Annotated in this window: 23 protein-coding genes and 1 pseudogene; 6 read left to right on the top strand and 18 right to left on the bottom strand. The window is 64.7% G+C overall.

Going from position 1 to position 23,928, the window contains the following annotated elements; genetic code table 11:
- Positions 1–136: 136 nt before the first annotated feature.
- On the top strand, positions 137–649 hold the full coding sequence (locus tag C8N38_RS19730; protein ID WP_245895816.1) for an aminotransferase class I/II-fold pyridoxal phosphate-dependent enzyme: 513 nt from the start codon (positions 137–139) through the stop codon (positions 647–649).
- Positions 650–651: 2 nt separating this feature from the next.
- Here the strand turns inward: C8N38_RS19730 and bioB are convergent, their stop codons facing one another.
- The 4 genes from bioB to C8N38_RS19750 form a co-directional block, all read right to left on the bottom strand.
- On the bottom strand, positions 652–1,626 hold the full coding sequence (gene bioB / locus C8N38_RS19735; protein WP_108028838.1) for a biotin synthase BioB: 975 nt from the start codon (positions 1,624–1,626) through the stop codon (positions 652–654).
- Positions 1,623–2,180, bottom strand: coding sequence for a biotin transporter BioY (locus C8N38_RS19740; RefSeq protein ID WP_108028839.1), 558 nt, complete (start codon positions 2,178–2,180; stop codon positions 1,623–1,625). Before C8N38_RS19740 ends, bioB begins: the two co-directional genes overlap by 4 nt.
- Positions 2,181–2,264: 84 nt before the next feature.
- Positions 2,265–2,933, bottom strand: coding sequence for a GntR family transcriptional regulator (locus C8N38_RS19745; protein WP_108028840.1), 669 nt, complete (start codon positions 2,931–2,933; stop codon positions 2,265–2,267).
- Between the two features lie 468 nt (positions 2,934–3,401).
- Positions 3,402–3,995: a LysE family translocator gene (locus C8N38_RS19750; RefSeq protein ID WP_108028870.1), complete on the bottom strand. Its 594-nt coding sequence runs from the start codon at positions 3,993–3,995 to the stop codon at positions 3,402–3,404.
- Positions 3,996–5,208: 1,213 nt separating this feature from the next.
- Between C8N38_RS19750 and C8N38_RS19760 the strand changes: the two genes are divergently transcribed.
- Positions 5,209–5,418 carry a hypothetical protein gene (locus C8N38_RS19760; RefSeq protein WP_108028842.1) on the top strand — a complete coding sequence of 70 codons (210 nt, stop codon included), beginning with the start codon at positions 5,209–5,211 and terminating at the stop codon, positions 5,416–5,418.
- A 136-nt stretch (positions 5,419–5,554) separates the two neighbouring features.
- Here C8N38_RS19760 and C8N38_RS22065 read toward each other — a convergent pair whose 3' ends face one another.
- Positions 5,555–5,914 carry a tyrosine-type recombinase/integrase gene (locus tag C8N38_RS22065; protein ID WP_245895817.1) on the bottom strand — a complete coding sequence of 120 codons (360 nt, stop codon included), beginning with the start codon at positions 5,912–5,914 and terminating at the stop codon, positions 5,555–5,557.
- A gap of 37 nt (positions 5,915–5,951) precedes the next feature.
- On the bottom strand, positions 5,952–6,626 hold the full coding sequence (locus tag C8N38_RS22070; RefSeq protein WP_245895818.1) for a hypothetical protein: 675 nt from the start codon (positions 6,624–6,626) through the stop codon (positions 5,952–5,954).
- 119 nt (positions 6,627–6,745) lie between these two features.
- Here C8N38_RS22070 and dusA point away from each other — a divergent pair, with 119 nt between their 5' ends.
- Positions 6,746–7,783, top strand: coding sequence for a tRNA dihydrouridine(20/20a) synthase DusA (gene dusA, locus C8N38_RS19770; protein ID WP_425440064.1), 1,038 nt, complete (start codon positions 6,746–6,748; stop codon positions 7,781–7,783).
- Here the strand turns inward: dusA and C8N38_RS19775 are convergent.
- Entirely contained in the window at positions 7,780–8,508 is a 729-nt protein-coding gene (locus C8N38_RS19775) for an IS5 family transposase (RefSeq protein WP_108028843.1), read from the bottom strand. The two genes, dusA and C8N38_RS19775, sit on opposite strands and share 4 nt — an antisense overlap.
- A 249-nt stretch (positions 8,509–8,757) precedes the next feature.
- On the opposite strand from C8N38_RS19775, the pseudogene C8N38_RS19780 reads away from it, so the two are divergent.
- Both C8N38_RS19780 and C8N38_RS19785 read left to right on the top strand, forming a co-directional pair.
- A pseudogene (locus C8N38_RS19780) lies at positions 8,758–8,997 on the top strand (transposase); the annotation flags it as partial.
- Positions 8,998–9,477: 480 nt separating this feature from the next.
- The gene (locus C8N38_RS19785) at positions 9,478–10,842 is read left to right on the top strand and encodes an FAD-dependent oxidoreductase (RefSeq protein ID WP_108028844.1); all 1,365 of its coding nucleotides are present in this window, start codon (positions 9,478–9,480) and stop codon (positions 10,840–10,842) included.
- A gap of 49 nt (positions 10,843–10,891) precedes the next feature.
- On the opposite strand, the gene C8N38_RS19790 is transcribed toward C8N38_RS19785, so the two are convergent.
- The 5 genes from C8N38_RS19790 to C8N38_RS19810 form a co-directional block, all read right to left on the bottom strand.
- Positions 10,892–12,190, bottom strand: a complete 1,299-nt coding sequence (locus tag C8N38_RS19790) for an NAD(P)/FAD-dependent oxidoreductase (RefSeq protein ID WP_108028845.1) — start codon at positions 12,188–12,190, stop codon at positions 10,892–10,894.
- Positions 12,191–12,195: 5 nt separating this feature from the next.
- Positions 12,196–13,059, bottom strand: a complete 864-nt coding sequence (locus C8N38_RS19795; protein WP_108028846.1) for an ABC transporter permease — start codon at positions 13,057–13,059, stop codon at positions 12,196–12,198.
- Positions 13,060–13,069: 10 nt separating this feature from the next.
- On the bottom strand, positions 13,070–13,936 hold the full coding sequence (locus C8N38_RS19800) for an ABC transporter permease (RefSeq protein ID WP_108028847.1): 867 nt from the start codon (positions 13,934–13,936) through the stop codon (positions 13,070–13,072).
- Positions 13,936–15,051 carry an ABC transporter ATP-binding protein gene (locus C8N38_RS19805; RefSeq protein ID WP_108028848.1) on the bottom strand — a complete coding sequence of 372 codons (1,116 nt, stop codon included), beginning with the start codon at positions 15,049–15,051 and terminating at the stop codon, positions 13,936–13,938. Before C8N38_RS19805 ends, C8N38_RS19800 begins: the two co-directional genes overlap by 1 nt.
- Positions 15,052–15,147: 96 nt before the next feature.
- Complete coding sequence (locus C8N38_RS19810) at positions 15,148–16,221, bottom strand: extracellular solute-binding protein (RefSeq protein WP_108028849.1); 1,074 nt, start codon at positions 16,219–16,221, stop codon at positions 15,148–15,150.
- 361 nt (positions 16,222–16,582) lie between these two features.
- Between C8N38_RS19810 and C8N38_RS19815 the strand changes: the two genes are divergently transcribed.
- A complete protein-coding gene (locus C8N38_RS19815; protein ID WP_158272396.1) occupies positions 16,583–18,025 on the top strand; it encodes an ArnT family glycosyltransferase in 1,443 nt (480 codons plus the stop codon).
- Between the two features lie 225 nt (positions 18,026–18,250).
- On the opposite strand, the gene C8N38_RS19820 is transcribed toward C8N38_RS19815, so the two are convergent.
- The 6 genes from C8N38_RS19820 to C8N38_RS19845 all read right to left on the bottom strand — a co-directional run bounded on the left by C8N38_RS19820 (position 18,251) and on the right by C8N38_RS19845 (position 23,834).
- Positions 18,251–19,252: a hypothetical protein gene (locus tag C8N38_RS19820; protein WP_108028851.1), complete on the bottom strand. Its 1,002-nt coding sequence runs from the start codon at positions 19,250–19,252 to the stop codon at positions 18,251–18,253.
- Complete coding sequence (locus C8N38_RS19825) at positions 19,249–21,018, bottom strand: hypothetical protein (protein WP_108028852.1); 1,770 nt, start codon at positions 21,016–21,018, stop codon at positions 19,249–19,251. Before C8N38_RS19825 ends, C8N38_RS19820 begins: the two co-directional genes overlap by 4 nt.
- Positions 21,019–21,184: 166 nt before the next feature.
- Complete coding sequence (locus tag C8N38_RS19830; protein WP_108028853.1) at positions 21,185–22,195, bottom strand: GDP-mannose 4,6-dehydratase; 1,011 nt, start codon at positions 22,193–22,195, stop codon at positions 21,185–21,187.
- A 242-nt stretch (positions 22,196–22,437) separates the two neighbouring features.
- Positions 22,438–22,749, bottom strand: coding sequence for an H-NS histone family protein (locus C8N38_RS19835; RefSeq protein WP_108028854.1), 312 nt, complete (start codon positions 22,747–22,749; stop codon positions 22,438–22,440).
- Between the two features lie 473 nt (positions 22,750–23,222).
- Entirely contained in the window at positions 23,223–23,543 is a 321-nt protein-coding gene (locus C8N38_RS19840; RefSeq protein WP_108028855.1) for a response regulator transcription factor, read from the bottom strand.
- Positions 23,544–23,627: 84 nt separating this feature from the next.
- A complete protein-coding gene (locus C8N38_RS19845; protein WP_108028856.1) occupies positions 23,628–23,834 on the bottom strand; it encodes a hypothetical protein in 207 nt (68 codons plus the stop codon).
- Positions 23,835–23,928 lie beyond the last annotated feature (94 nt).

The raw sequence follows: 23,928 nt of genomic DNA on the forward strand, positions 1-23,928 counted from the left end.
GAAGTCCAGATCCGGGCGGCGGTCCTCAACCGCTTCACGGCGCTCGGCATCCCGCTCACCGTGGCCATGGGATAAGTGTGTCCGGGGAAAGGGGAGCTGCGGTCGTCAGCTGATTTGCGCAACAGCGCCCCGCCCCGTGCTGCCGCTGGCCGCCCGTGCGCCCGAGGGCTTACCGCTGATATATGTGGGCTCGCTGGCGAAGCTGCTCTCGCCGGGCATCCGGTTGGGCTATGCGCTGGCGCCCGAGCCACTGCTGCGGCGGATGGCCGAGGCGCGCGCCGCCATCGACCGGCAGGGCGACGCGCCACTGAAGGCGGCGCTGGCGGAGATGATCCGCGATGGCGATCTCGGCCGTCACGCCCGCAAGGCGCGGCGGGATCTGCTGGCGGCGCTGCTGGGCGAACACCTCGCCGGGCGGGCGACATTCGACTTGCCCGCCGGAGGGTTGGCGCTGTGGCTGCGTTACGAGGGGGCGTCGGCCGAGGCTTGGGCCAAAGCTGCGGGGCAGGCGGGGCTGGCCCTGCTGCCGGGTACGCGCTTTGCGCTGGAGGGCCCGCAGCCGCAGGCCTTCCGGCTGGGCTATGCGGCGCTGGACGAAGGGCAGATCGCCCGGGCGGTGGAGATCCTCGCCCGAAGCGTTCCGGGCTGAGCTTATTCCGCCGCGACCCGGGGCCGGGCCTGCGCGGGGGCGATGTGCATCCCCAGCCGGGTCAGCAGGTCCTGATCCTTCCACGCCGCCGGGTTGCCGGTGGTCAGCAACTGGTCGCCCACGAAGATCGAGTTCGCCCCGGCAAGAAAGCACAGCGCCTGCAACTCGTCGCTCATCCCCGTGCGCCCTGCCGACAGGCGCACGACCGAGGCTGGCATCAGGATGCGGGCCAGCGCCACGATGCGCACCAGCGCGAAGGGATCGACGGCCCGGGCGCGCGCCTGCACCGGCACGCCCTCGATCTCGTTCCACAGGTTCACCGGCACGCTGTCGGGATGCGCGGGGAGCGTCGCTAGCGTCACCAATATGGCGATGCGGTCCTCTTCGGCCTCGCCCATGCCCAAGATGCCGCCGCAGCAGACCTTGATACCGCCCTTGCGCACCTGCTCGACTGTGTCGAGGCGGTCCTCCATCGTCCGGGTGCTGGCGATCTGCGCGTAATACGCGGGCGAGGTGTCGATGTTGTGGCTGTAGAAGTCGAGGCCCGCCGCCTTCAGCCGCGCGACCTGTTCGGGCGACAGCATCCCCAGCGTCATGCAGGTTTCCAGCCCCAGCTCGGACACGCCCCGCACCATGTCGCAGAGCTTGTCCATGTCGCGGTCCTTGGGGCTGCGCCAGGCGGCCCCCATGCAGAACCTTTGCGCGCCCGAGGCCTTGGCGCGCTGTGCGGCGGCCAGAACCTCCTCGGTTCCCATCAGCTTGGTGGCCTTCACCCCGGTCTCGTGATGGGCCGATTGCGAGCAATAGCCGCAGTCCTCGGGGCAGCCGCCGGTCTTGATGCTGAGCAGGCTCGCGGTTTCGATCGCGTTGGCGTCAAAATGCGCGCGGTGCAGGGTCTGGGCGCGGTGCATGAGATCGGCGAAGGGCAGGGCGTGGATCGCCCGGGCCTCCGCCATGGTCCAGTCGGTGCGGATCATGACGCGCGGGTCCGGAGGCGGGCGATGGCCGCGATGAGACCCGAAGCCAAAGCCAGCTTGACCAGATCGCCGAGCAGGAAGGGCGTGAGACCCGCGGCCAGCAGTCCCTGGGCCGGGACATAGAGCGCCAGCCACGCGAGGCCGAGGGCATAGACCACGGCGAGGCCCGCCAGCATCGCCAGGAAGCAGCCGATCAACCCGCGCCCCTGCGCGAGCCAACCGGTCAGGCCCGCCCCCAGCAGGTAGCCCGCCAGATAGCCGCCGGTCGGCCCGACCATATAAGCCAGCCCGATTCCGCGTTCCGGCGTGCCCGAGAAGACCGGAATTCCCAGGGCGCCCGCCGCCAGATAGGCCGCCATTCCCGCAAAGCCGATCCTCGGCCCGAGCGTGGCGGCGAGGAAGAACACAGCCAGGGTGTGCAGCGTCATCGGCACCGGCCAGAACAGGATCTGGATCTTGGCGCCCAGCGTGATCAGCGCCGCGCCGCCGAGCGCCAGCGCGAGGCTGCGTCCGAGCGCGGCGGGACGGGTCAGAGTGGGGGTGAGAAATGCCATGGGTCTGTCCTCCGAAGATAGGCATCGAGTCTATCTATAATTACGAGGGCTTTGCGTGGTTCTGGCAATTTCGTTTATAGATAATTATCCGGGAATCTCGTAAGTGTCTCGTAGGTCGGCATTTTTCACGGCGGTCTTGCGCTTACCGATCCAGCCGACATGGCGCGCGAGCGTGGCGCAGGCGAGGTCGGTCTGCCCCTTGCGCAGCGCGTCGAGAATGGCGCGGTGGTCGTGATCGGTCCGGGCCTTCCAGTCGCGCCGCCAGGCGGCGAAGAGGAACCGCGCGCTGGCGGCCTGCAGGTCGTCGATCGTCCGCAGAAGGCGCGGCATCCGGCAGGGGGTAAGGATCAGCCGGTGGAAATGACGGTTCGCTGCCTCCCAGTCACGGACGGTACTGGCACTGTCGCCGTGGCGTGTAACCTCTTCTGCTTCCTGTAGAATGGCGCGTGTCATATTGGGCGCGGCGTGGCGCAGGGCGAGGCTTTCGAGGCTGGAGCGCATCTCGGCCACCTCGCGCAGTTCGGCCACGTCGAATTCGGTGACGCGAAAGCCGCGCCTCGGTTCGCTCTCTGCCAGACCCTGGGTCTGCAACTCGCGGAAGGCCTCGCGCACTGGGACATGGCTCGCGCCGAATTCGGCAGCGACATGGTCCTGCCGGAGCCGCGCGCCGGGCGGAATCTCGCCCGAGATGATACGGTCGGCAAGGACGCGGGCGATGCGGGCGGACTGGGTCTCTTCCGGGGCGTGTTTCATGAATTATAGATAATTCATGAGGCGCGGCCAGTCGACAGTAAAGGTGCGTTCTGAGGCTCATCTGTCATCGTCGCCGTCTTGTAGGACCTAGCATGCCTCTGCAGGCTCAGGCAGCCTTTTGTTGCAACGTTTGGAAGCCGCAACTCGTAAAGATCATCGGGTCCGACACGTCTTCCCTCTTTCGGAGGTCGGCCGACACATCGGAAGGTCAAGATCGTCCGCCAGTCCCCGAGAACGTGCCAACTTGCTCTGACGTCGATATCTCTTCATGGGATGATCGCCTCGGGATCTATGGCGTTCATGAGGATGCCCTGCGTTCGAAGCCGGACTCCTGCATAAGAGACATCGCCACCGCGAGAGCTGGAACGAGGAGGAGCCCAACCATTAGCCAGAACCCGGCAAGCCGAAAATATGACAGCCAGATCACCAGATCAGGCATCGAATGCGCTTGGCGTGCCTTGTCCACCTTCAGAGCCAGAACATGATGCACGTCGCCGATGCGAGCGCCGCGAGGGTTCGGTTTGCGCGCCTGAGGCTGGCCAAACTCGAGAGGTGGTGTCGCAGGACGGATCCCATGGCAGACCAAACGGGCATGCATGGGGTGCCGATCAATGCGAAGACGAAGCAAATGATCAGCAATTGGGGAAGAACCGCCTTTTCGGGCTGCAGAAATGCCGACACGGCGGTGAACGCGATCAGCCAAGATTTCGGATTGATGAACTGGAACAGCAGCGCCTGAGAAAACGAAATCGGGGTGGCATTAAGTGATTGCGCCAGCGCATCTGCTTTCCAAAGCTTCAGGGCGAGCCAGAGCAGATAGAACGTCCCAGCCACCTTGAGTTCCAACTGGATACTGGGAAACTGTGCGAAAAGGCTGCTGAGACCGGCGGCCACGAGCAGGATCTGGGAGATCACACCGGTCGGAATGCCAACGATCTGCGGTATGGTGTTCCGAAAGCCAAACACCAGCCCCGCGTTCGCGAGAAGCATGTTGTTTAGCCTCGGGGTGATCGACATGACAAAGGCGTAGAGCGCCAGGGCTCCTATTGTGGTAAACTCCATTTGCGACCTTCCCAGGTCACACGAATACATGCTCCGCGTTCTGGACGGGCAGGGCGATTGAGAGCTTCTCAACTCGGCATGAGCAGAATCCACGCTTGTCACGTGCCGCCATGCAAGGGACGCGGTCTCATTGGGTGGCGCTTCCGCGGTTCATTCGCTTAGAAGGAGCCGAAAGGTCCGAATGCGAGGTGCGGGCTGAGCTCGCGTCCGCCCGGAAGCGAACTAGAATGACCAGCAAGCCCCCCCCCGTTGAGCAGAGCAGAAGACCGATTTAAGGTTTCTCGGGAACAGCTCTTCGAAGAGGTTTGGGAAACGCCGATCCTTAATTTGGCCGAGAAGTGTGCCGTCTCAGGGTCGTACCTGGCTCGAGTGTGCACGGTGCTGCGCGTTCCCAGGCCCCCGGTTGGATACTGGCAAAAGAAGGCTGTTGGCAGGGCTCCCCGCCGACCGCAACTGCCCGAGGCCCAGCCCGGAGATCAACAGATCTGGAGCAAGGACAGGCCTCTCGCACGTCCCGCGAGCGAAGCGCGCGGTGAAGAGCCGCAGAAAGCTGGCCGGGGTGCGGCAAGGCCCGCAGTGAATGCCCTGCTGCGTGGGACGAAGAGCCAGTTTCTCAAGACCCGCAAGATTGATGCCAACGAATTCTTGCGCCCGTACAAACAACTCCTTCCTGACATCGTTACATCCGCCGCGTCTCTGGAGCGAGCGCTCGACCTCGCCAATGCTCTCTATCTGGTGTTTGGAAAGAAGGGGTATCCCATACGGTTCGCCCCTCCGGATCAGAAGTTGCAGCGCGCAAAGATCGAAGAGCGGGAGACCGTCCACCATGACAGGAAGTGTGGTCAGTATGGGCATGGTACCATCTGGTCGCCGCTCCGACCCACAATTGCGTACCTCGGCGCCATCCCGATCGGGCTCGTTCTGACGGAGATGACCGAGCGAGCGACTATGCGTTACCAGAATGGGAAGTGCGTTCGTGCGAGCACGCTCGATCGAAGACAGGGGCGGTCGATTTTGCCATCACACAGTTGGACGACAGAACAGGACCTGCCTTGCGGACGCTTTCGCTTGCTCGCCTATTCTCCGCACCCCGGAGTAGAGTGGCAGCTTTCATGGCAGGAGACCAGTAAGCGCTCCCTTGATAGGGCGTTCGGCGAAGTGACCCGCAAGCTTGAAGGCTCGGTCCGAGAGCCTTCAACAGCTTTCGGATATCATGGCGGATTGGACCAGGGCGCTCTCCGTCGAGATGTTTTTCGTCGAGGCCGAAAAGCGTATGCAGATGACGGACGGAGAGCGGCGCGTGCATCTGGAATCCCGGCTGCGTTTGGCGCGTTCGATGCTGGGCGAACTCGATCCGCTATCATTCATCGAGCCGTGGGTTTCGCCGGAGGAGCGCTACCAGCGAAAGTTCATGGATGAATAGGGTGCCAATAGGATGGACGGCATATCGCTAACCTGCCTGTATCACAGCATTCAGCGGCTATGAAAGTTGATGTCTGTACTTGGCAGAACTTAGGGTGATGCGCGGGTCCTTTCGATGAGATTGATGTACTGACGCATCACGTGTTGCCGATTGCGAGCTGCAAGCCCGGCCAGTTTGCATATTTGTCACCGGTTTCGCGGATGTGCGTATAGCGTTTCAGGCTAACCCAAGACCTGTGTCCGCTGACATCTGCGACATGACGAATGTTCCAGCCCATTTCAAACAGCCGCGAAATGCCTTCGTGGCGCAGATCGTGGAAGTGCAGATCTTCGATCCCGAGCAGCTTGCAAGCGCGGGTGAAGTTGGCCGTGATTGCGTCCGGTGAGTAGGGGAAAATCTCACCTATATGCCCGGACATGCTGTCGATGATCCGAATGGCCTCCTCGGGCAGATCGACCCAGGTATCGTTTCCGAGCTTCTCGCCGGGATGCTTCATGTCACGGACCAGAACGCGTTTGTGTTCCTTCTGGAAATCATCCCAGGTGAGATCGGGTGATCTCTGCCTGTCGGCGCGTCGAGAAGAGAGCGAACACGATCACCTTGTGCATGGGCATGGCCTGAGGCGTTCTCTGGCGCCGATCAATGAAATGAGCCAGCAGCCGGTCGAGTTCATCGAGGGTGGGCCTGCGGTTCCGCTGCGCGGAACGCGAGATGATCCCTATACGGCGCGCGACGGTGATCGCGTCTCTCATCTCCCGATCATCCAGCCGAAAGTCCCACATCGGCCGTGCTATGGCGAATATGGAGGCGAGATGGCTGGCGTAGTTCGCGACGGTTTGCGGTTGTCCGGGCAGAAACTGAAGGAACTCGATGATATCCTTCGACTTGATGGTGGAACAGGGCAGATCGGCGATCGGGTAGGTGGCGATGGTCCTGAGGACCTGGGCCTTTGTGCGACCGATGTCCTTCACCGTTTCTTCGGTGTGGCGCTCGATCGCTTTTGATAGCGGAGGGTCAGATACGTTCAGCTCTTCCAAGGCACCAGGCTTTGCTAGATCTTTCTCGCGCTCCATTATCCAAGTGGTCGCAGCTGGGCGTCTGTCAAAAGTCTTCGTCTCGTGATAGGCGGTTCCCTCGCGCATCACTCGAACACGTGCCCTGTAACTGAGACTTCCATCCTTGCGCTTGCGTGTGGTGATCGAGCCCATGACTGCCTCCCCACTTGGTCCACGGAACTGGATTTGGTCCGCGGGACCAAGCCCCGTGTCAAAATCGACGAATTTGGTCCATAATGAGCGTGAACGAGACGTACTGAAGGGTGCTTTAAGTGGCTGGAAATAATATAAAAATTTCGATTTCGACGGCCTCGCGCCTGTCCGTTGCACCCATGATGGACTGGACCGACCGGCATTGCCGCTATTTCCACCGTCTGATGTGCTCCTCGGTCCTGCTTTATACCGAAATGGTGACCGCGCCGGCTCTGGTCCGGGGGGGCGCGTTGCATCTGCTGGACCATGCCCCCGAGGAACACCCGGTGGCCGTTCAACTGGGCGGGTCGGACCCAGCGGAACTGGCCCAAGCCACGCGGCTCTGCTGCGAGGCCGGATATGACGAGGTGAACCTCAATGTCGGCTGCCCCTCGGACAAGGTGCAATCGGGCGCGTTTGGCGCCGTCCTGATGAAGACCCCCGGCCTTGTCGCCGAGTGCGTTGCTGCGATGCGGGCGGCGGCAACGGTCGAGGTCACGGTCAAATGCCGGATCGGCGTCGACGATCAGAACCCGCAGGAGGTGCTGCCGGCCTTTCTTCAGACGATCTCGGCCGCCGGGGTGACGCGCTTCACCATTCACGCGCGAAAGGCATGGTTGCAGGGGCTCAGCCCGAAGGAAAACCGCGATGTCCCGCCGCTCGACTACGATCTCGTGCGCGAGATGAAGCGGGCGTTCCCGGCGTTGCACCTGTCGGTCAATGGCGGGATCGGCTCGCTGGCCGAGGTCAGGGGCTTTCTGAAAGACGGGCTCGACGGGGCGATGATCGGGCGCGCCGCCTATCACGACCCCGCCGCGATCCTGCTCGGCGCGGACGAAGAGATCTTTGGTCTGCCGGGACGCAAGACCGCACGGCAGGTGGCCGAAGAGATGCGCCCCTATATCGCGCGCCACCTGGAAGCCGGAGGCCGGTTGCACGCCATCACCCGCCACATGCTGGGGCTTTTCGCGGGACGCCCCGGGGCGCGGACCTGGCGGCGTCTGCTGTCCGAAGGTGCCGCCGGATCGGGGGCAGGTCTCGACGTGTTCGATGCGGCGCTTGAGGCGCTGCCGCAGATGTCCGAGCCCCTGCCTTTGGATGCGGCGCGGAACGCCTAGGGTGCGGACTCAATAGCTCTGATCCAGATGCGTGTTGAGGCTAGAGCGACGGCGGCGAGGAAGGTGTCGGCGTGTTTGTCGACGCATGTGGCAGTGCGGCGGAACTGTTCGAGACGGCAGAAGACTCTCTCGACAAGGTTGCGTTTGCCGTAGAGGTCCCGGGCCACACAGCGTTGCAGGCGCATCCGGCTCTGGGTCGGGATATGCGCCTCGCCGCCGCATTCGGTGACAAAACGGACCAGCGCCATGCTGTCATGGCCGCGATCCGCGACCACCTGCGACGGTGGCAGCGCGCCGAGCAGCAGGGTCGCCACCGTCTTGTCGGAGGCTTGCCCGGCCGTGAGCAGCAGCCTCACCGGCGGCCCGTCCTGATCCACCACCGCATGGATCCTGGTCGTCAATCCGCCACGAGAATGGCCGATGGCGTGATCCGAGCCCGCTTTTTGCCCTCGGCGGCGTGCCAGTGGGCCGCGGATGATGGAACTTTCGATCAACGGCATCGACTGCGGCGCGCGGCGCGCCGGTTCCTCGACTGCATTCTGCCAGACACCCCGTTTGGACCAGAGGTCGAAGCGGTTGGAGACCGTGGTGCAAGGGCCATGGCGCTTGGGCAGATCCCGCCACCAAGCGCCCGTCCGGACGACGTGGTAGATGCCGTTCACCACCCCGGCGCTTGCCCTTGTCCGGCCGCGGCAGCAAGGGCTCGACCAGCCGCCAGTCCTCATCGCTCAGGTCGTATCCGCCATGAGCTCCCCTCCTTTTCCAGGAGGAAATGAAGCACGCAACCGCGCAAGCAGGACTCCCTGTTGAGCATGCGGCCTAGCCGCTCGCCCGGTCTGTGCATATCAAGCGGGTTAGTGTCCGATGACGTGGTGTAATTTCTGCGCCGTTGCCGGTGTGCCCCCGGCGGATCACCGAGGTGTATGATCGAGGTGGAGTTTGGCGGCTTCAACCGGGTTCACACGGACCCCCCGATGATCACGACCAACATGGATCGGTCCGGGCTTCTGGCCAAGCACGGCCAAGGCGATTTCCTTCGCGCCATGGCCCGGGCCGGTCTGCCGCTGATCATGGAGGCCGACGTTGACAGCCTGATCGGTGCCGGGCGGGACGAACGCTGCGGGGAACGTACGACTTGGCGAAACGGGTATCGAGCGCGCGCCCTCGATACCCGTTTGAGTGCTTCAAGATCCGCAATATCCCAAAGCCGATCCGTCCGCCCACCAGCCATCGCGCGAGTGACGCGCGGAGACTGGCGGGCACGGCAAGGCCCGCCGTCTCGTCCCGGAGGTCGAGATGCGCATGCAACTGCGCAGCGATGGCTGCGCGCCGGTCCTCGGGGATGGCGGTCATGCTGGCAGCATAGACCGTACTGTCGTGCCGCCGCCGAAACCGGGCCGTGCGGCCTTCCGCTGCGGAGGGCCGCCGTGCCGCGATCGCCTTCACACCGCGCCAGTCGGGCTTCGCAAGCGGCGTCTCGAACTGCGCCCGGTTCCCCTTCGCGCCCTGATCGACTGCGAGAATTCTGGCACGGCGCGCCGGGCCTTTGCTGCGCGCGGGCATCGAAGGGCGCCGGGGAAACGCTGCGCTCACCGGGTTTGCCGGGCGGTGCGACCATGTAGCCAAAGGTTGCTGCGGCCCCTACTGTGGCGGCCGAAACACCGACCTGGCCGACAGTGTGAGGAGCCTCAGGAATGCGTCAGATTTCGGAACCGGCCCGGCAGGTTGACGTCGTCTTCGAAACCGATGTGATCGTCGTCGGCTCGGGTCCCGGCGGTCTGGCGGCCGCGCTGGCCGCCGCGCGGGCGGGGGTGGACGTGGCGCTGGTCGAACGGTTCGGCTGTTTCGGCGGCAACATCACCGCCGTCGGGGTCGAGGGCTTCGCCTGGTACCGGCACGAGGCCACCATTGAGGCCGGCGGGATCGGCCGCGAATTCGAGGATCGCGCCAAGGACATGGGCGCCGCGGTGCCCGAAAGCCAGTCGCTGAGCTATGAGCTTGACAGCGAGGGGTTCAAGCTGGTGGCCGACCGGCTGGTCGAGGAGGCGGGCATCCACCCGATGCTGCACCGCCAGTTCGTCGCCCCGGTGATGGATGGGGACCGGATCGTCGGCATCATCACGGAATCGAAGGCCGGGCGCGAGGCGATCCTGGGCAAGATGGTGATCGATGCCACGGGTGATGCCGACGTGGCCCACCGGGCCGGTGCCCCGACCCGCATGACCCCGCGCGAAACCATGATGGCGGCCTCGGTGATGTTCCACCTCGCGGGGGTCGACAAGACCGCCTTCATGGAGGGCATCAAGTCCGATCCGCAGACCTATCGCGACTGGGGCGGCGGCGGCGAATGGACCATCGAGACCTCGGGCAAGGAGGACGAGATGTTCTCGCCCTTCATCAAGAAGCCGTTCGAGCGGGCCATTCAGGAGGGGCTGATCCCGGCCCATCTGAACACCATCGCCGGGACCTGGGGCGCGCTGCACGATACCGGCGAGCTGACCTACATGAACCTCGTCCATCTTGACGCGGTCGACGGGACCGACCCCGACAGTTTGACCAAGGGCGAGATCGAAGGGCGGCGCCAGACGATGCTGGCGATCGAGGCGCTGAGGCGGTTCATGCCGGGCTGCGAGGGCGCGCGTCTGCGGAACTTCGGCATGACCATCGGCATCCGCGATACGCGCAAGATCGACGCGGCCTATAACATGACGGAAACCGATGTGCGCGAACAGGGCCGGTTCGAGGATTCGATCGGCATCTATCCCGAATTCATCGACGGCTACGGCATCCTCATCCTGCCGACCACGGGGCGCTACATGCAGCTGCCCTATCGCGCGATGCTGCCGAAGAGGGTCAAGGGTCTGCTGGTCGCCGGGCGTTCGACGGGCGGTGACCGGATCGCCCATGCCGCGACGCGCAACATGTCCTGCTGCGCCGTCGTGGGGCAGGGCGCGGGCGTGGCGGCGGCCAAGGCCGTGAAATCGAACCGGGACGTGGGCGAGGTCGACCTGACGGCGGTGCAGGGCGAGCTCAAACGTCAGGGCGTGCGGATCGACTGATGCCTGAGCGGGTCCGAAGTCGGGCATCGCCCGCCGGGCCCGCGACCCGCTACCAGCCGAACCGATCCCGGACCCGGTAGACCAGCACCGAAGGCGCCAGAAACCAGGGCGTGCCGGTATAGAAGGGCCGTGTCGGGTAAGGCAGGCGGTCGAAGGCCGTTTCGGCATCTTCGAGCCCGGCGGCGCGGCGGCCGATCTTCATCCCGAGATATCCGGCCATGCCCACGCCCGAGCCGCAATAGCCCATCGCGTGAAAGAGGCCATCGTCCTCGCCCGCATGCATCAGCGTGTCGAAGCTGAAGGCCACGGTGCCCGCCCAGGAATGGCTGATCCGCGTGCCCTTGAGGTCAGGGAAAAGGCGGACCAGCTCGCGCAGCAGGACCGGGCCGGTGCGGTCGGGGTCGGTTTCCCGCAGCGACACCCGGCCGCCGAACAGCACCCGGGTCCGGTCGGGCGAGGGGCGGTAATAATAGACAAGCTTGCGCGTGTCCGAGAGGATCCGGTCGGTCGGGAACAGCCGGTCCATCACCGTCTTCGGGACCGGCTCGGTGGCGATCACGTAGGACCCGATGGGGATCACCCGCCGCCGGTGCCAGGGCGAGACCGGGCCGCTATAGCCGTTGGTGGCGAGGATCACCTTGCCCGCCTTCAGCGCGCCCTTGGCGGTGCGCAGCCGGAAGCCAGGCGACAGTCGCTCAAGCTCGGTCACGCGGGCGCGCGAGACGATCTGCACGCCCGCCGCCCGGCAAAGGCGCAGCAATGCGGCGTGATACCGGCCGGGATCGATGCTGGCATGGCGAGGGAAGACCGCGCCGCCCCAATAGGCGCGGGTGCCCAGTTCGGCCTGCATGGCGTCCCGCGGGACCATGTAGGCGCCGGTCTCGTAGGCGGGGTTCGGCGCGGCGATGTCGCGGGCGAGGCTGTCATAGCATTGTGGCAGATGGGCGCCGTGGAATCGCCCAACACGTTGAAACCCGGTCTCCAGCCCCTCGTCGGCAATGACGCGTTCGATATGGTCCAGCGAGGCCTGGCCGTCGCGCAGGATCGCGGCCGCCAGGTCCGGGCCGTAGCGGGCAGAGAGCGTCGCGAAAGAGGGCTTGATGCAGGTCGAGATCTGCCCGCCATTCCGGGTGCTGCAGCCCCAGCCGGGCGTCTCGGCCTCGATCACCACGGTCGAAAGCCCCGCCCGCGCGGTCTGAAGCGCAGCGTGAAGGCCGGTATAGCCCGACCCCACCACGGCGATGTCGGCCTCGGCGTGCAGCGGGTCAGACCCGGTCTCGGGCGGGGCGGCTTCCCACCAGTAGGGCAGGGGCTTGTAGTCGTCGGCAAAGACGGCCGGGTCTGCCATGTCCGTCATTGTCCGGAAGGATCGGGGCGCTGGACGGCGACGGAAACCAAGGCCAGAAGCCCGGACCCCACCATCAGCACGAAGGACACCGCGTTCAGCACGGGGGTCGAGCCGACCTTGGCCATGCGGTCGTACATGGTGATGGTCAGCGGGCTTTCCGACCCGACGAGGAAGAGCGTCGTGTTGAAATTCTCGAACGAGACCAGAAAGGCCACGATCGCCGAGGCGATCATCGCGGGCCGCAGATAGGGCAGGGTGATGGTCCAGAGCACCCGGGCCCGGCTGGCGCCGAGGTTGAAGGCCGCTTCTTCCAGCGAGAGATCGAATTTCTTCAGCCGGGCGGTGATGACGAGCGAGGTGATCGTGGTGATGAACGAGAACTGGCCCAGCACGACCAGAAAGATGCCGGGCCGCAGCAGGCTGATTTCGACCCCGAACCGGTCGTAGACGGCATTGGCGACATTGCTGGCCAGCACCAGGATCGAGATCCCGAGGATCACGCCGGGGATCACCAGGGGCACGATCATCACGATGTAGAAGAAGGTCTTGAAGGGAAATTCGCGCCGCACGAAGAGAAACGCGTTGGTGGTGCCGACCGCGACCGACAGCGCCGCGACCATCGCCGCGATCACGAAGGAATAGTAAAGCCCGCTCAGCAGTCGCCGGTCGTGGAACATGCCAAGCTTGGGCTCGGTGTCGTTGAAGAACCAGTCCAGCGTGAAGCCTTGCCAGGGCAGCGCCGGAAAGAGCGAGTCGTTGAAGGCGAAGCTTCCCGCCGCGATCAGCGGCGCCGCGAGGAAGATGAAGAAGGCGGCGACATAGGCCTTGTAGCCCGCCATCAGCGCCCGGTTGGTCTGCGCATGTGCCATCCCCGCCCCCTCAGGTCCGCGCCACGGTATTGGCCAGCGACTGTCCGCTGAGCCTCAGCCCCAGCCAGACCGTGATCGAGGTGAAGGCCAGCAGCAGGAAGCCGAAGGCCGCGCCCGACTCCCAGTTGAAGCGGGTGATGAACTGGTTGTAGATCTGCTCGGTGAACCAGCTGGAATTCTTGCCGCCTAGAAGGATCGGGGTCAGGTAGCTGCCCGCGGTCAGCATGAATGTCACTATGCAGCCCGCGACGATGCCCGGCATCGCATAGGGGATGATGATGCGCCGCAGCACCGTCAGATGGCCGCCGCCCAGATTGTAGCCCGCCTCGATCATGTCGTCGCCCATCCCGTCGAGGGTCGAGACCAGCGGCACGATCATGAACAGGATCACCGTATAGACCAGCCCGACGATCACCGCGGCGTCGTTGTAAAGAAACTCGATGCCCTCGTCGGTCATCCCCGACCAGACCAGCAGGCTGGAAATCACGCCCGTTTGCCGCAACAGCAGGATCCAGCCGAAGGCGCGGATCAGGTCGCTGACCCAAAGCGGGATCAGGCACATCAGGAACAGCGCCCCCCGCGCCCGCCGCCCGGCGATCTTGGCGATGTAATAGGCGATGGGAAACCCGATCAACAGCGCCAGCGCCGTCACCAGAAGCGACATCGACGCGGTGCGCAGCAGCGTGTTCCAGTAGATCGGCTCGTTCAGGAAGTCGATGTAGTTGCCGAACCCGAACTCGTAGATCCTGGGCGCCACCTTTTCGCGCAGCGACAGCGCCACCATGCCGATATGGGGCAGCACGATCAGCAGCAGGATCCACAGCGCGAAGGGCGCGAAAAGCAGGATCAGCGACAGGCGTTTGGCGTCCCGCGTCATCAGGCACCTCCCGCCGCGAAACACATGGTCTGAGCGAAGGGCCAGTCGAGCCGGACCGGATCGCCTTCGTGCAGGTCGTTGCCGCCGCCGGTCACCACCACATCGGCTTCGATCATCGTGCCGTTGGGGCTGCGGACCAGCACCCGGCTGTTCGCGCCGTTGAAAAGCACGCTGTCGACCGTGCCGGAATGCGTATTGCCCCCGGGCGCGGCGGCGTCCGGGCCGGGCCGGGTCGCCGCGATGAATTCGGGGCGGACGAAAACCTCGACCGCGTCGCCTGCCGAAATCGCCCCGTCGCCGAAGGCGGTGGCGACGACGGTCAGCCCGGCCTCGGTCTCGACCTTGATCCCGTCGGCCCTGACCTCAAGCGCGCGGCCGCTCCAGCGGTTCGAGTCGCCCACGAACCCAGCCACGAAGGCGGTCTTCGGCGCGTGATAAAGCTCTTCGGGGCGGCCGACCTGTTCGAACCGCCCGGCATTCATCACCGCGACATAATCCGACATCACCAGCGCCTCGGACTGGTCATGGGTGATATAGACGAAGGTCGTGTCGAACTGGTGCTGCAAGAGCTTCAGCTCGATCTTCATCGCCTCGCGCAGCTTGAGGTCGAGCGCGCCCAGCGGTTCGTCCAGTAGCAGCACGTCGGGGTTCAGCGCCATGCAGCGGGCGATGGCGATCCGCTGTTTCTGTCCGCCAGACAGCTGGTGGATCTGCCGCCGCGCAAGGTCGGGCAGGGCCACGCGGGTCAGCACATCGGCGACGCGCCCGGCGATCTCGTCCTTGCCCGCGCCCGCGCAGCGCAGGCCATAAGCGATGTTCTCGTAGACATCCATCATCGGGAAAAGGGCCAGATGCTGGAACACCATCTTCACGTTGCGCCGGTTGGGCGGCACCGACAGCACCGACCTGCCCTTCAGCAGGATGTCGCCCTGCGTCGGGGTCTCGAAGCCCGCGATCATGCGCATCAAGGTGGTCTTGCCGCAGCCCGAGGGGCCGAGGATCGAGAAAAAGGTGCCACTGGGGATCCGGAAAGAGACGTCATCGACGGCCCTGAATGCTCCGAAATCCTTGCAAATCCCCAGGCATTCGAGGTCGAAGGCATCGTCCGTCGTCATCTGGTTGCGGTCGTCCGATTGTGGGTCATGTGTTGTGACAAGGGAAAGGACCGGGACGGCGCGCGCTGTCCCGGCTGCCCTGCGCTCGGCTGGCCGTCAGCCGCCGGTCGCGGCCTTGATCTTCTCGAGCGTCTTGCCTTCCATGTCCTCGACCCCCGGAGGGATGTTGGCGAAGAATTTCAGGTTCTCGATATCGGCTTCGGTGAAGGAGGCCTTCACCGCCGCCTTCTTGTCCTCGGGAAGCAGGTCGGCGCCGCCCTTGACCGCCGCGATGGCGCCGGTGCTGCCCGACATGATGGTGACGTTCTCGGGCTCCAGCACGAAGTTGATCCACTTGTAGGCCGCGTCGTCGGCCTCGCCCTTGGCGGGGATCGCGAAAGTGTCGATCCAGGTCAGCGCCCCGGTCTCGGGCGGGATGAACACGATGTTCTGGTTCTGGTCGTAAAGCTTGTAGGCGGTCGAATCCCAGGTTTCCGAGGCCACGATCTCGCCCGACAGCATCATCGCCGACAGGTCGTCCCCGCCCTGCCAGTAGGCCTTGATGACCTGCTTGCAGGCGATCAGCTTGTCGGCCACCCGGTCCAGCAGGTCCTGGTACTTGTCGAGGTCGGAATAGGCCGCAAAGGGGTCCTCGCCCATCGCGAAGGCGGTTCCCAAAAGGATGGTGCGCCGCAGCCGCATCGAGGTCTTGCCGGTATAGGCCGGGTCGCACAGATCGTCCCAGCCCTTGACGTCGGGGGCCTTGGTGATGTCGGCCATCAGCCCGGTGGTGCCCCATTGATGCGGCACGGCATAGACCTTGCCGTCGAGGGTCGCGTTCGTCTTGACCGCCTCCAGATGCACCGGCGACATGACGTCGGTGTCGATCTGCGACAGGTCCAGCGGCTTGTAAATGCCGTATTCAAGCTGCGCGGCATAGATCCGGTCATGGCTGGGCTGGGCCAGATCGAAGCCCGCGCCGCCGGTGGCGCGCAGCTTGGCGATCATTTCCTCGTTGTTGGAATAGGTGACCTCGACATCGATGTCGGGATAGCGCTCTTCGAATTTCTGGATCAGCTCATCGGGGGCATAGGACCCCCAGGTCAAGAGACGCAGCGTTTCGGCCGAGCCAGACGCCGCGCCGAATGCCGTGGTGGACAGTAGACCGACAAGCAGAATGCGAAGTTTCATTGTGGTGACACTCCCTGAGAATTATTTCTCGAAGCCTCGATCTGGGCCTCTGGACGCCGATGTTAGGGCAGTTTTTTTTGCTTGTCGTGGATTTAGGCGCATGACGAGGGGGGAATTGCCCGCCGATGCGGCCGCAGGCGCGCGGCGGAGTCGGGGCCGCCGGGGCGCCTGCAGCATGCGGGGCGCAGGCCTTCGCCCCCGCCTCGGCGCCTTTTCCGGCTCCGGCGGCAGGCTCCCCGAGGGCTGGCTCCGTCTCCGCTCTCTGCGGAATGGACTTTTCCGCTATCACCCGGCAAGACCCGTTGCGAACGGCGTGCCCGTCCTTGCCCGCCCCAACGTCACCCCAATAGACGAGGATTTCATGAACTCCTGGCTCCGCGATCCGCAGAAGCTCGGCCTTATCCTGATCTCGGGTCTGGCGCTTTTCTACTTCACGCAACTGCCGGTCGGCCAACTCTATCGCTTCGACGAATTTCTCACCCTCGACCGGACGAACGGTTTTCTGCGCTTCGGAGACTGGACGACCGTCTATTCCTCGAACCTTCCGAATTTCCAGAAGCCGCCTTTGCAATACTGGATGGGCGCGGTCTTTCTGGGTGCGGGGGTCGACGAAACCGTCGCGATCCGGATCCCGTCCTGGATCTTTTCGGTCGTCTGTCTGGTCGCGACGGCCTCGCTGGCCCGCAGCATCGCGCCCGCGCACCCCCATGCCGCGCCGGCCGCCGTGATCCTGCTGGCCAGCTCGACCGAGTTCTGGTCCCATGCCATGTCCGGCATGCTCGAGACCGGGTCGGCCGCCTTCGTCACGCTTGCCCTGCTCTTTGCGTATCGCGCCCTGAAAGAGCCCGCGAACTGGTGGTGGGTCGCGGTGGCGGTCGGTCTTGGCGCCCTGCAGAAATCGCCCGGAGCCCTTGCCGCCGTGGCCGTCTTCGTCGCCGGGGCGGCGCTGGCCGCGCGGCTTCGGGGCGTGGCCTTGCCCGGCCTGAGGTCCCGGATCTTTCCGGTCGCGGGTCTTCTGGCGCTGTGCCTCGCCGCCGCCTGGCCGCTGCTGCAGATCCTGTTGCACGGATCTGCGGCCATCCGATCGGCCGTCGACAACGAACTGATCGGCCGGTTTTCCCCCGACGCAACCTCCGGGATGCGCGGTTTCGGTGATGTCTGGGGGATCGTGATCCGCGACGAACCCTTCCTTAGGCTCGGGGCCATCGCCGGGCTTTTCGTCTTGCCGACGCTCTTGCGCGACCCGCGGCTCTTCGGCTTCACGGCGGTGGTGCTGGGATATGTCGCCAGCATCGTTCTGGCCGGGGGCGCGGTCTATCCGCGCTATACCCTGAACCTCGTCCCCTTGTTCTGCGCGGTCGTGGCGGTCTGGATCTTTCAGTCGCGGGCACGGTTGCGCCGGAAATGGATCTTGACCGGGATCATGTCGTTGCTGCTTCTGGGGCCGCTGAAACCCGCCATCCTGGTGTCCGGGCAATCGGCCCGCGATCAGGCCGCGCAATCGACCGTGCTGCCGACCGTGGGCATGCAGCTTCAGGACGACGAAACGCTGGTCGTCTGCGGCTGGGACAGAAAGACCCGTTTCTCTCCGGGTGCGGTGTCGTTCTATGCCTCGAACGGACGGCCGTTTGTCTATCTCGCGCATAAGGAAGACCTTGGCCCGAAGCTGAGCGCCCTGACGGGGCGGCAGATCCGAGGCGTGTGTTCGTCCGCGTCCTTTGCGGAACTGAACGCGGCCTTCGGAACCGCCGAAGTCGTCGAGCGTCTTGCTCCCGACTACGTGGTCTTCACCCTGCGACCGTAATGCACCGCGGGGCGGTTCCGCATGTCGAAGATAGGCCGCCGGGGCGCTTCCTGCCTGGCCAATATGACCGGCTGATGGTGTGACGCTTGGGTGACAGACCTCCGGGCCCGCTTTGACCGGCGGCGATCCCGTTTTGCAATCGAGCGGGCGCTGCCCGGACCGCGTTGCGAGCGTCCGACTCGAACCGTGCCGGGATCTGGCAAATTCCGCAGGTGGCCGGGCCGATCAGTTCAGCGTCTTGCAGCAGCGAAATCCGAGGTGGTAATTCTCGTGGCTTGCCGGGCTCATCACCCGTGCGCCGTGCCAGAAGGGCGCGCGCCAGCGGCACCAGTCGGGATGCGCGCGATACTTGTCCCAGATGAACCAGGACCCTTTCATCTCTGTAACGCCAAGCCGCGTGCTGCCCGTGCTGGCCATCTGGTCGGGGGCGAGCGGCAGGTTCATGTGTTCGGCGGCGTTGCCGTTGATGTCATAGACCTTCAGCGGGCTGGTGCAGCCGTTGAAACTGCCGGTCGGGTAGGTGTTGGACCCGCAATTGCCGAACCCGCCGCCGGGACAGGTCGGGCTTTTCACGCTGTCCTGCGCACAGACCCCCGTGCGGAAGGCCGGGCCATAGCTCCAGCTGGCGGAGCTTTGGTATTTGGCGTTATGCGCGGCCCGCATCCGGTTGACGGCGCCCGAGTCCGACTGGCCGCGAGCGAGGTCGAAGCGGTAGTCGGGCGGTTCCAGTGCACCGGCGCAGGCGCCTTCCCATTCATGCGCGTCGCACAGCCGCTTGCCTTCTGCGGCGCAGATCTCGGCGGCCTCCTTGGCCTTCACCCAGACCACCGGGTAGCTGCACGGAATATTGGGATATTCGAACTGGTCGATACAGGCCTTCGCGTCATCGGGTCGTTCGGTCCGGGGATCGTAAAGCGGAGCCATGTATTTGGCGCCGCAAATCTTTTCGAACCGCTTGTCGGCATAGGCGGCCAGCGCATTGCCGCCGGCGCGGGAATTGCACTCTTCGCGGGTCATGGCGTGGCGGGTGATAGCCGGATTGCCCTGCCCCAGAACCCGCGAGCGCGCAAAGATCTGCTGGATCCGCTCGATTGCCGGGCCGCTGACGCCGCGCGCCGATTGCAGTTCGCGAAAGAGTTGGGCATTCGAGTCGGCCAGGCTTTGCGCGGTGCCGGGTGTCGCGGCAAGGGCCAGCCAGATCGTGAGGAGGCCCAGAATGCGGATCATGGCAACGGCTCCTTGCGCATCAGGTAAAAGAAGTCGCGGTTGTCCGGGAAGCCGATGAAGCGCGGAATGACATGGCCGTCGCGGCTTTTCTCGTCGATCCGGCTCATGCCGGCGACCAGATGGCGCGCGTCGATGCCGCCGCCCTTTTCCGGGGTGTAAAGCGCCATGTAGGTGTGCTCGATGGCGTTCATGTCCAGCAGCATGGCATAGTCGCAGCCATAGGCCTGGAAGGTGCGGGCCATGGCCGAGGGCGTGGCGGTCGAGAACCAGCCATAGATCAGGAACTGGCGGCCGGCCGCGGTCTTCATGCAGGCCCCGGCGCGAAGCGTCCGGAGATCGGCATTGGCCGAGCCCGACCAGTTGCCCGCCCCCCATTGCCGGACCAGCGGGCCGACCACGCCGTTTCCGGTCGCGGGGTCGCGTTCGATGATCGGCACGCCATTCTGCCGGGCAAAGCGGATCTGCGGCAGCAGCGCATTGTCGGCCTCGGTCCAGGTCTTCATGCCGACGGTGCCGTCATCCAGAACGAAAAGCGTCGAGAGCCCGGGCTGCAGGCTGCTGAGGACGGTCCCCTGCACGACAAAGCCGTAGTGGTGGCCATTGTTGAACCCGGCCATCGGCCCGAAACGGAAGGCACCATGGTCGCGCTTGAACCCACCCGTAAAGGTGGCTGCGATCCGGCGGGCCTCTTGGGGGTTGACCATGCCCATGGTCGCCAGCGGGCGCGCGGTGTCGAACCCGTCCGGGCCGGGCAGGGTCCAGCTTCGGCCCGCCCCCGAGGGACGCGAGGACCATTCGAGCCGGGGGTGTTCGGTTCCGGTTTCGTAGCCGATGTCGAAATTCGTCATGTCGAAGGCCACGAGATAGACATCCGCCCGAGACTCGACCCCGTCGAGCGCGTTCGTCTCGCCCCGGCGCCCGAGGATTTCGGGGCTGATCATGCGCGGCTGCAGGGCCGAGGCATAGATGCCCGGCGCGCCGCGCACGGCATACCAGGCGCCCATCTCCATGCGTTCGGGGGTGGCGCCGACAAGGCTGAAGGTCATCGTCGTGTACATGACCGGGAAATCGCGAAGGTCAGCCCGGCCCAGCATTCGGTTGACCTCGCCGGGATCGGCGCCGGCCAGGACCTCGCCGCTGGCGAGATAGCGGTCCTTGTAAAGCGTGTCCTTGACGAAGCCGACGAGGGATTCCCCGAACCACACGTTGTCGCGCAGGAATTCGGCTGTCCGTTCAAGATTGGTGCGCGCCCCCGAAACCGGGTTGCGCAGATAAAGCTGGCCGTCGCAGATCGGCGCGAAGGGCAGACCCGAGGTGCGGGCGTCGGACAATTCGGGCGTCGCCACCGTCCAGGGCCGGCACTTGATCCGGGTCTGGCCCTCGGTCAGCAGGATCGCCGGAACCGGATCGTCGCTGAGCGCGACATCGCGGGTCAGCGGATCCGGGTTTTCCAGGTGATAGGCTTCGCTCCTCTGGCCGGGGCGGTCGATTTCCAGCAGGAACCAGCCATTGGCATACGGGTTGAGCGAGGTCAGCCGGACCCGGGTGCCATCGCGCGACAGGGCGGTCTGCGAGGCACGAAGCCCCTGCAACTCGACCACCGATTTCGCGCGGGGGGCCTGGGCGTCGGCATTCTGGATCGCCAGCCTGACGGCGCCCGGATGCGGAATGGTCTGGCCCGTAACTGCGGTCGGGGGAACAGCCATCGCCGCCGCGCAGGCAAGGGCGCGGAACGTCTGGGCGGCAGTCTGAAAATACGCGGTCATGATGTCGTCTTAGGCAACCGCTCTAAACAAATAGTATTCGCGAAACAGGATTGTCTCTGAGCCGGAAACCCTTCCTGTTTTCAGGTAACCACGCAGGCCTTCGCCCGGCAAGGGGCAACGGCAGGAACCCTGCCGTTTTCCGTTCCTTTCCTGCGGATTGCGGTTTTCAGGACGCGTGGTTCGCCTGAAACCAGTCCACGAACCGGGCGACGCCCTCGCGCATCGGCGTCTTCGGGCGATAGCCGGTCAGGCGCTGCAGCAGCGAGGCATCGGCCCAGGTGGCCGGAACGTCCCCCGGCTGCATGTCCATGTAGTTGCGGATCGCCGGCGTTCCGAGCTCCGATTCGAGCGCGTCGATAAAGTCAAGCAGCCGCACCTTCTCGGAATTGCCGATATTGACCACCCGGAACGGGGCGACCGGGCTCAGGCTGTCGCCCTCGGGCACGCGGCCGTCGGCGGGCCGTTCGGGGACGGCGTCCATCAGCAGGCGGATGCCGCGCACCAGGTCGGTGACATAGGTGAAATCCCGATACATGTCGCCGTGATTGTAGATGTCGATGGGCTCGCCTCGGACGATGCGGCTGGCGAACTTGATCGGCGCCATGTCGGGACGGCCCCAGGGCCCGTAGACCGTGAAGAAGCGGAACATCGTGGTCGGCAGATCGTGCAGGTGGGCATAGGCATGGCCCATCGCCTCGGTCGCCTTCTTCGTTGCCGCATAGATCGTCAGCGGCAGGTCGGCCTTCTGGGTTTCGGTAAAGGGCATCTCGGTATTGGCGCCATAGACCGACGAGGTCGAGGCCATCATCAGATGCCGGACCGACTGGCGCCGGGCGGCTTCCATCACGTTGAAGGTGCCGACGAGGTTCGAGTCGACATAGGCGCGCGGGTTGTCGAGGCTGTAGCGAACGCCAGCCTGGGCCGCGAGATGGACGATGATGTCGGGGCGAAAGCCGTCGACGGCCTGCGACAGGGCGTCGTTATCCTCCAGCATCGCCTCGGTCATCGCAAAGCCCGCTCGGCCTTCAAGCTGCGCCAGGCGGCGGCGCTTGAGCGAAACGTCGTAATAGTCGGTCATGCCGTCATAGCCATGCACGGTCATGCCTTCCGCCAGCAGAAGATCGGCGAGGTGGAACCCGATGAAGCCGGCCGTGCCGGTAATGAAGACGCGGGTCATGCGAGCCCTTCCCGGTTCAAGGATTGTGCCGCCTGTCTAGAGCGCTGCACCGGCAAGGGAAAGGGGGAGAGCCAAGCTCGGGGGGGGGGCGCTTTGTCGATTTGACCCCGAGCCCGCTTAGCCCGTTTGCGGTCGTCCATGTTCCCCCGGGCGGAGGCTCCGGCCGGGTCGCCATCGGCGAAGCTTCGGCCAGGCAGGTCCCGGGGCGGGCGCCATCCCGGCGCCGCACCCCAGGGGAGAGGTCAGGCGATGGCGAAATCCTCGAGACTGGCGCCTTTCGACAAAGCCTCTTCCAGCCAGCGCGGACGGCGTCCGCGGCCGCTCCAGGTTTCGGCGGGATTTTCGGGATTGCGATATTTCGCCGTGGGTTTCACCCGGCGCGCCTTCTTGCCCAGTATATCGTCCAGGGAGTAACCCATTTCCTTGGCGGTTGCCTCAAGAACTGCGCGGGCCTTTGCCTTCTCGCGTTCGTGAAAAGAAGAGATCGCGGTGTCGACGTCCTTGCGGAGTTCCTTGAGTTCCTTGAGCGAGAGGGTTTCCAGGTCTTTTGGCATCTCGGTTTTCCTTCGATCGAGTGGGGATCGGCTGTTAGTCGTCTGCAATGGCGGGACTTTGTACCGAGAAATTGTCTTTGCCAAGAGCGAAATGGCTGCCCAGGCGGATTTTAAGCCGTGCCGTGTTTTCGGCCTCTTTAAAAGCGGAATTTCGCCCGGCCCCGTCTATTAATAAATTGATTGCGTCGATGCGTATACTAATTGATCAAGCGAAGTTCCGCCATCCGGAACCGGCCTGCTCAGCAAGAATTGAATCGACCTCTGCATTCCAGCCCTTCGAGGCGGGTATTTCCGGAACGTTCGCCGCAGGGGGGCATCGTCCGTTGCACTGCAGGCGCAAATATGATGACCTTTATAGGTGCAGTGTGCCGGTTTTTCAGTTGGCAAGACGTCGGGCGGCGTGCGCCGGTCCCGGAAAGCTAGGGCTAGGGAAAAGATCCCGAAATTCGGAACAACGCGGCGTGCCGCGGGCGTCAGATCACGCCGCGGCAGCGCGCCAGGGATGTCGCCTGCGACGTCGTGGCGGCGCCGAGCTTGCGCTTGGCATTGGCCAGACGGGCCTTCACTGCGCTCATCGAGATGTCGAGCTCGGCCGAGATCTCCTTCAGGCGCAGGCCATCGGCCTGCATCCGAAGCGCCTCGGTCTCGGCGCGGGTCAGGGGGCGTTCCCCGGACTCGGATACGTGCAGGCGGGTGACGATGCCCAGAAGCTCGGCCATTTCCGTCGGGCCATAGGCGCGATCCGACCGGGCGAAGGTGCCATAACTGCGCCGTCCCGAGTCGCCTGGCCGCATTACCGAGACCACGGCCCCAAAGCGCAGTCCGAAGGCGGCGGCCTGTCCGAAGACGTCGGAAGGATCGTCATGGGCCAGCGCCGCTCAGGGCGTGACGCCGGTGCGCGCATAGACCCAGCGGAAAACGGGGTCCTGCACGATAAGTCCGCTGCGCGCATAGTAATCCGTCCAGTCTCCGGGCAGGCGGTTGATTTCCTGGGCGGGATAGGCGAACCCGAGCCGCAGCCCGACATAGAACCCTGCGGGGGCAAGCGTGGCGAGACGGTCGGTCAGTTTCTTGCGAAGATCCATCGGCTATACATCTGGTCGGGAAGGGCTTGAACTATGCGGCGCTTTGGTAGCAGGAGCAGCGCCGGATTTCCATGGGCGTTTGCGAGGCGCGGCG

Source organism: Rhodovulum kholense (assembly GCF_003053725.1).
Taxonomy (GTDB): domain Bacteria; phylum Pseudomonadota; class Alphaproteobacteria; order Rhodobacterales; family Rhodobacteraceae; genus Rhodovulum; species Rhodovulum kholense.

What these genes read in the sequence shown, in the direction of transcription:
- bioB (WP_108028838.1), bottom strand. Translation starts at nt 1,626, where the DNA reads ATGATCCGCACCGACTGGACCATGGCGGAGGCCCGGGCGATCCACGCC.
- C8N38_RS19740 (WP_108028839.1), bottom strand. Translation starts at nt 2,180, where the DNA reads ATGGCATTTCTCACCCCCACTCTGACCCGTCCCGCCGCGCTCGGACGC.
- C8N38_RS19745 (WP_108028840.1), bottom strand. Translation starts at nt 2,933, where the DNA reads ATGAAACACGCCCCGGAAGAGACCCAGTCCGCCCGCATCGCCCGCGTC.
- C8N38_RS19750 (WP_108028870.1), bottom strand. Translation starts at nt 3,995, where the DNA reads ATGGAGTTTACCACAATAGGAGCCCTGGCGCTCTACGCCTTTGTCATG.
- C8N38_RS19760 (WP_108028842.1), top strand. Translation starts at nt 5,209, where the DNA reads ATGGCGGATTGGACCAGGGCGCTCTCCGTCGAGATGTTTTTCGTCGAG.
- C8N38_RS22065 (WP_245895817.1), bottom strand. Translation starts at nt 5,914, where the DNA reads ATGAAGCATCCCGGCGAGAAGCTCGGAAACGATACCTGGGTCGATCTG.
- C8N38_RS22070 (WP_245895818.1), bottom strand. Translation starts at nt 6,626, where the DNA reads ATGGGCTCGATCACCACACGCAAGCGCAAGGATGGAAGTCTCAGTTAC.
- C8N38_RS19775 (WP_108028843.1), bottom strand. Translation starts at nt 8,508, where the DNA reads ATGAGGACTGGCGGCTGGTCGAGCCCTTGCTGCCGCGGCCGGACAAGG.
- C8N38_RS19785 (WP_108028844.1), top strand. Translation starts at nt 9,478, where the DNA reads ATGCGTCAGATTTCGGAACCGGCCCGGCAGGTTGACGTCGTCTTCGAA.
- C8N38_RS19790 (WP_108028845.1), bottom strand. Translation starts at nt 12,190, where the DNA reads ATGGCAGACCCGGCCGTCTTTGCCGACGACTACAAGCCCCTGCCCTAC.
- C8N38_RS19795 (WP_108028846.1), bottom strand. Translation starts at nt 13,059, where the DNA reads ATGGCACATGCGCAGACCAACCGGGCGCTGATGGCGGGCTACAAGGCC.
- C8N38_RS19800 (WP_108028847.1), bottom strand. Translation starts at nt 13,936, where the DNA reads ATGACGCGGGACGCCAAACGCCTGTCGCTGATCCTGCTTTTCGCGCCC.
- C8N38_RS19805 (WP_108028848.1), bottom strand. Translation starts at nt 15,051, where the DNA reads ATGACGACGGACGATGCCTTCGACCTCGAATGCCTGGGGATTTGCAAG.
- C8N38_RS19810 (WP_108028849.1), bottom strand. Translation starts at nt 16,221, where the DNA reads ATGAAACTTCGCATTCTGCTTGTCGGTCTACTGTCCACCACGGCATTC.
- C8N38_RS19815 (WP_158272396.1), top strand. Translation starts at nt 16,583, where the DNA reads ATGAACTCCTGGCTCCGCGATCCGCAGAAGCTCGGCCTTATCCTGATC.
- C8N38_RS19820 (WP_108028851.1), bottom strand. Translation starts at nt 19,252, where the DNA reads ATGATCCGCATTCTGGGCCTCCTCACGATCTGGCTGGCCCTTGCCGCG.
- C8N38_RS19825 (WP_108028852.1), bottom strand. Translation starts at nt 21,018, where the DNA reads ATGACCGCGTATTTTCAGACTGCCGCCCAGACGTTCCGCGCCCTTGCC.
- C8N38_RS19830 (WP_108028853.1), bottom strand. Translation starts at nt 22,195, where the DNA reads ATGACCCGCGTCTTCATTACCGGCACGGCCGGCTTCATCGGGTTCCAC.
- C8N38_RS19835 (WP_108028854.1), bottom strand. Translation starts at nt 22,749, where the DNA reads ATGCCAAAAGACCTGGAAACCCTCTCGCTCAAGGAACTCAAGGAACTC.
- C8N38_RS19840 (WP_108028855.1), bottom strand. Translation starts at nt 23,543, where the DNA reads ATGCGGCCAGGCGACTCGGGACGGCGCAGTTATGGCACCTTCGCCCGG.
- C8N38_RS19845 (WP_108028856.1), bottom strand. Translation starts at nt 23,834, where the DNA reads ATGGATCTTCGCAAGAAACTGACCGACCGTCTCGCCACGCTTGCCCCC.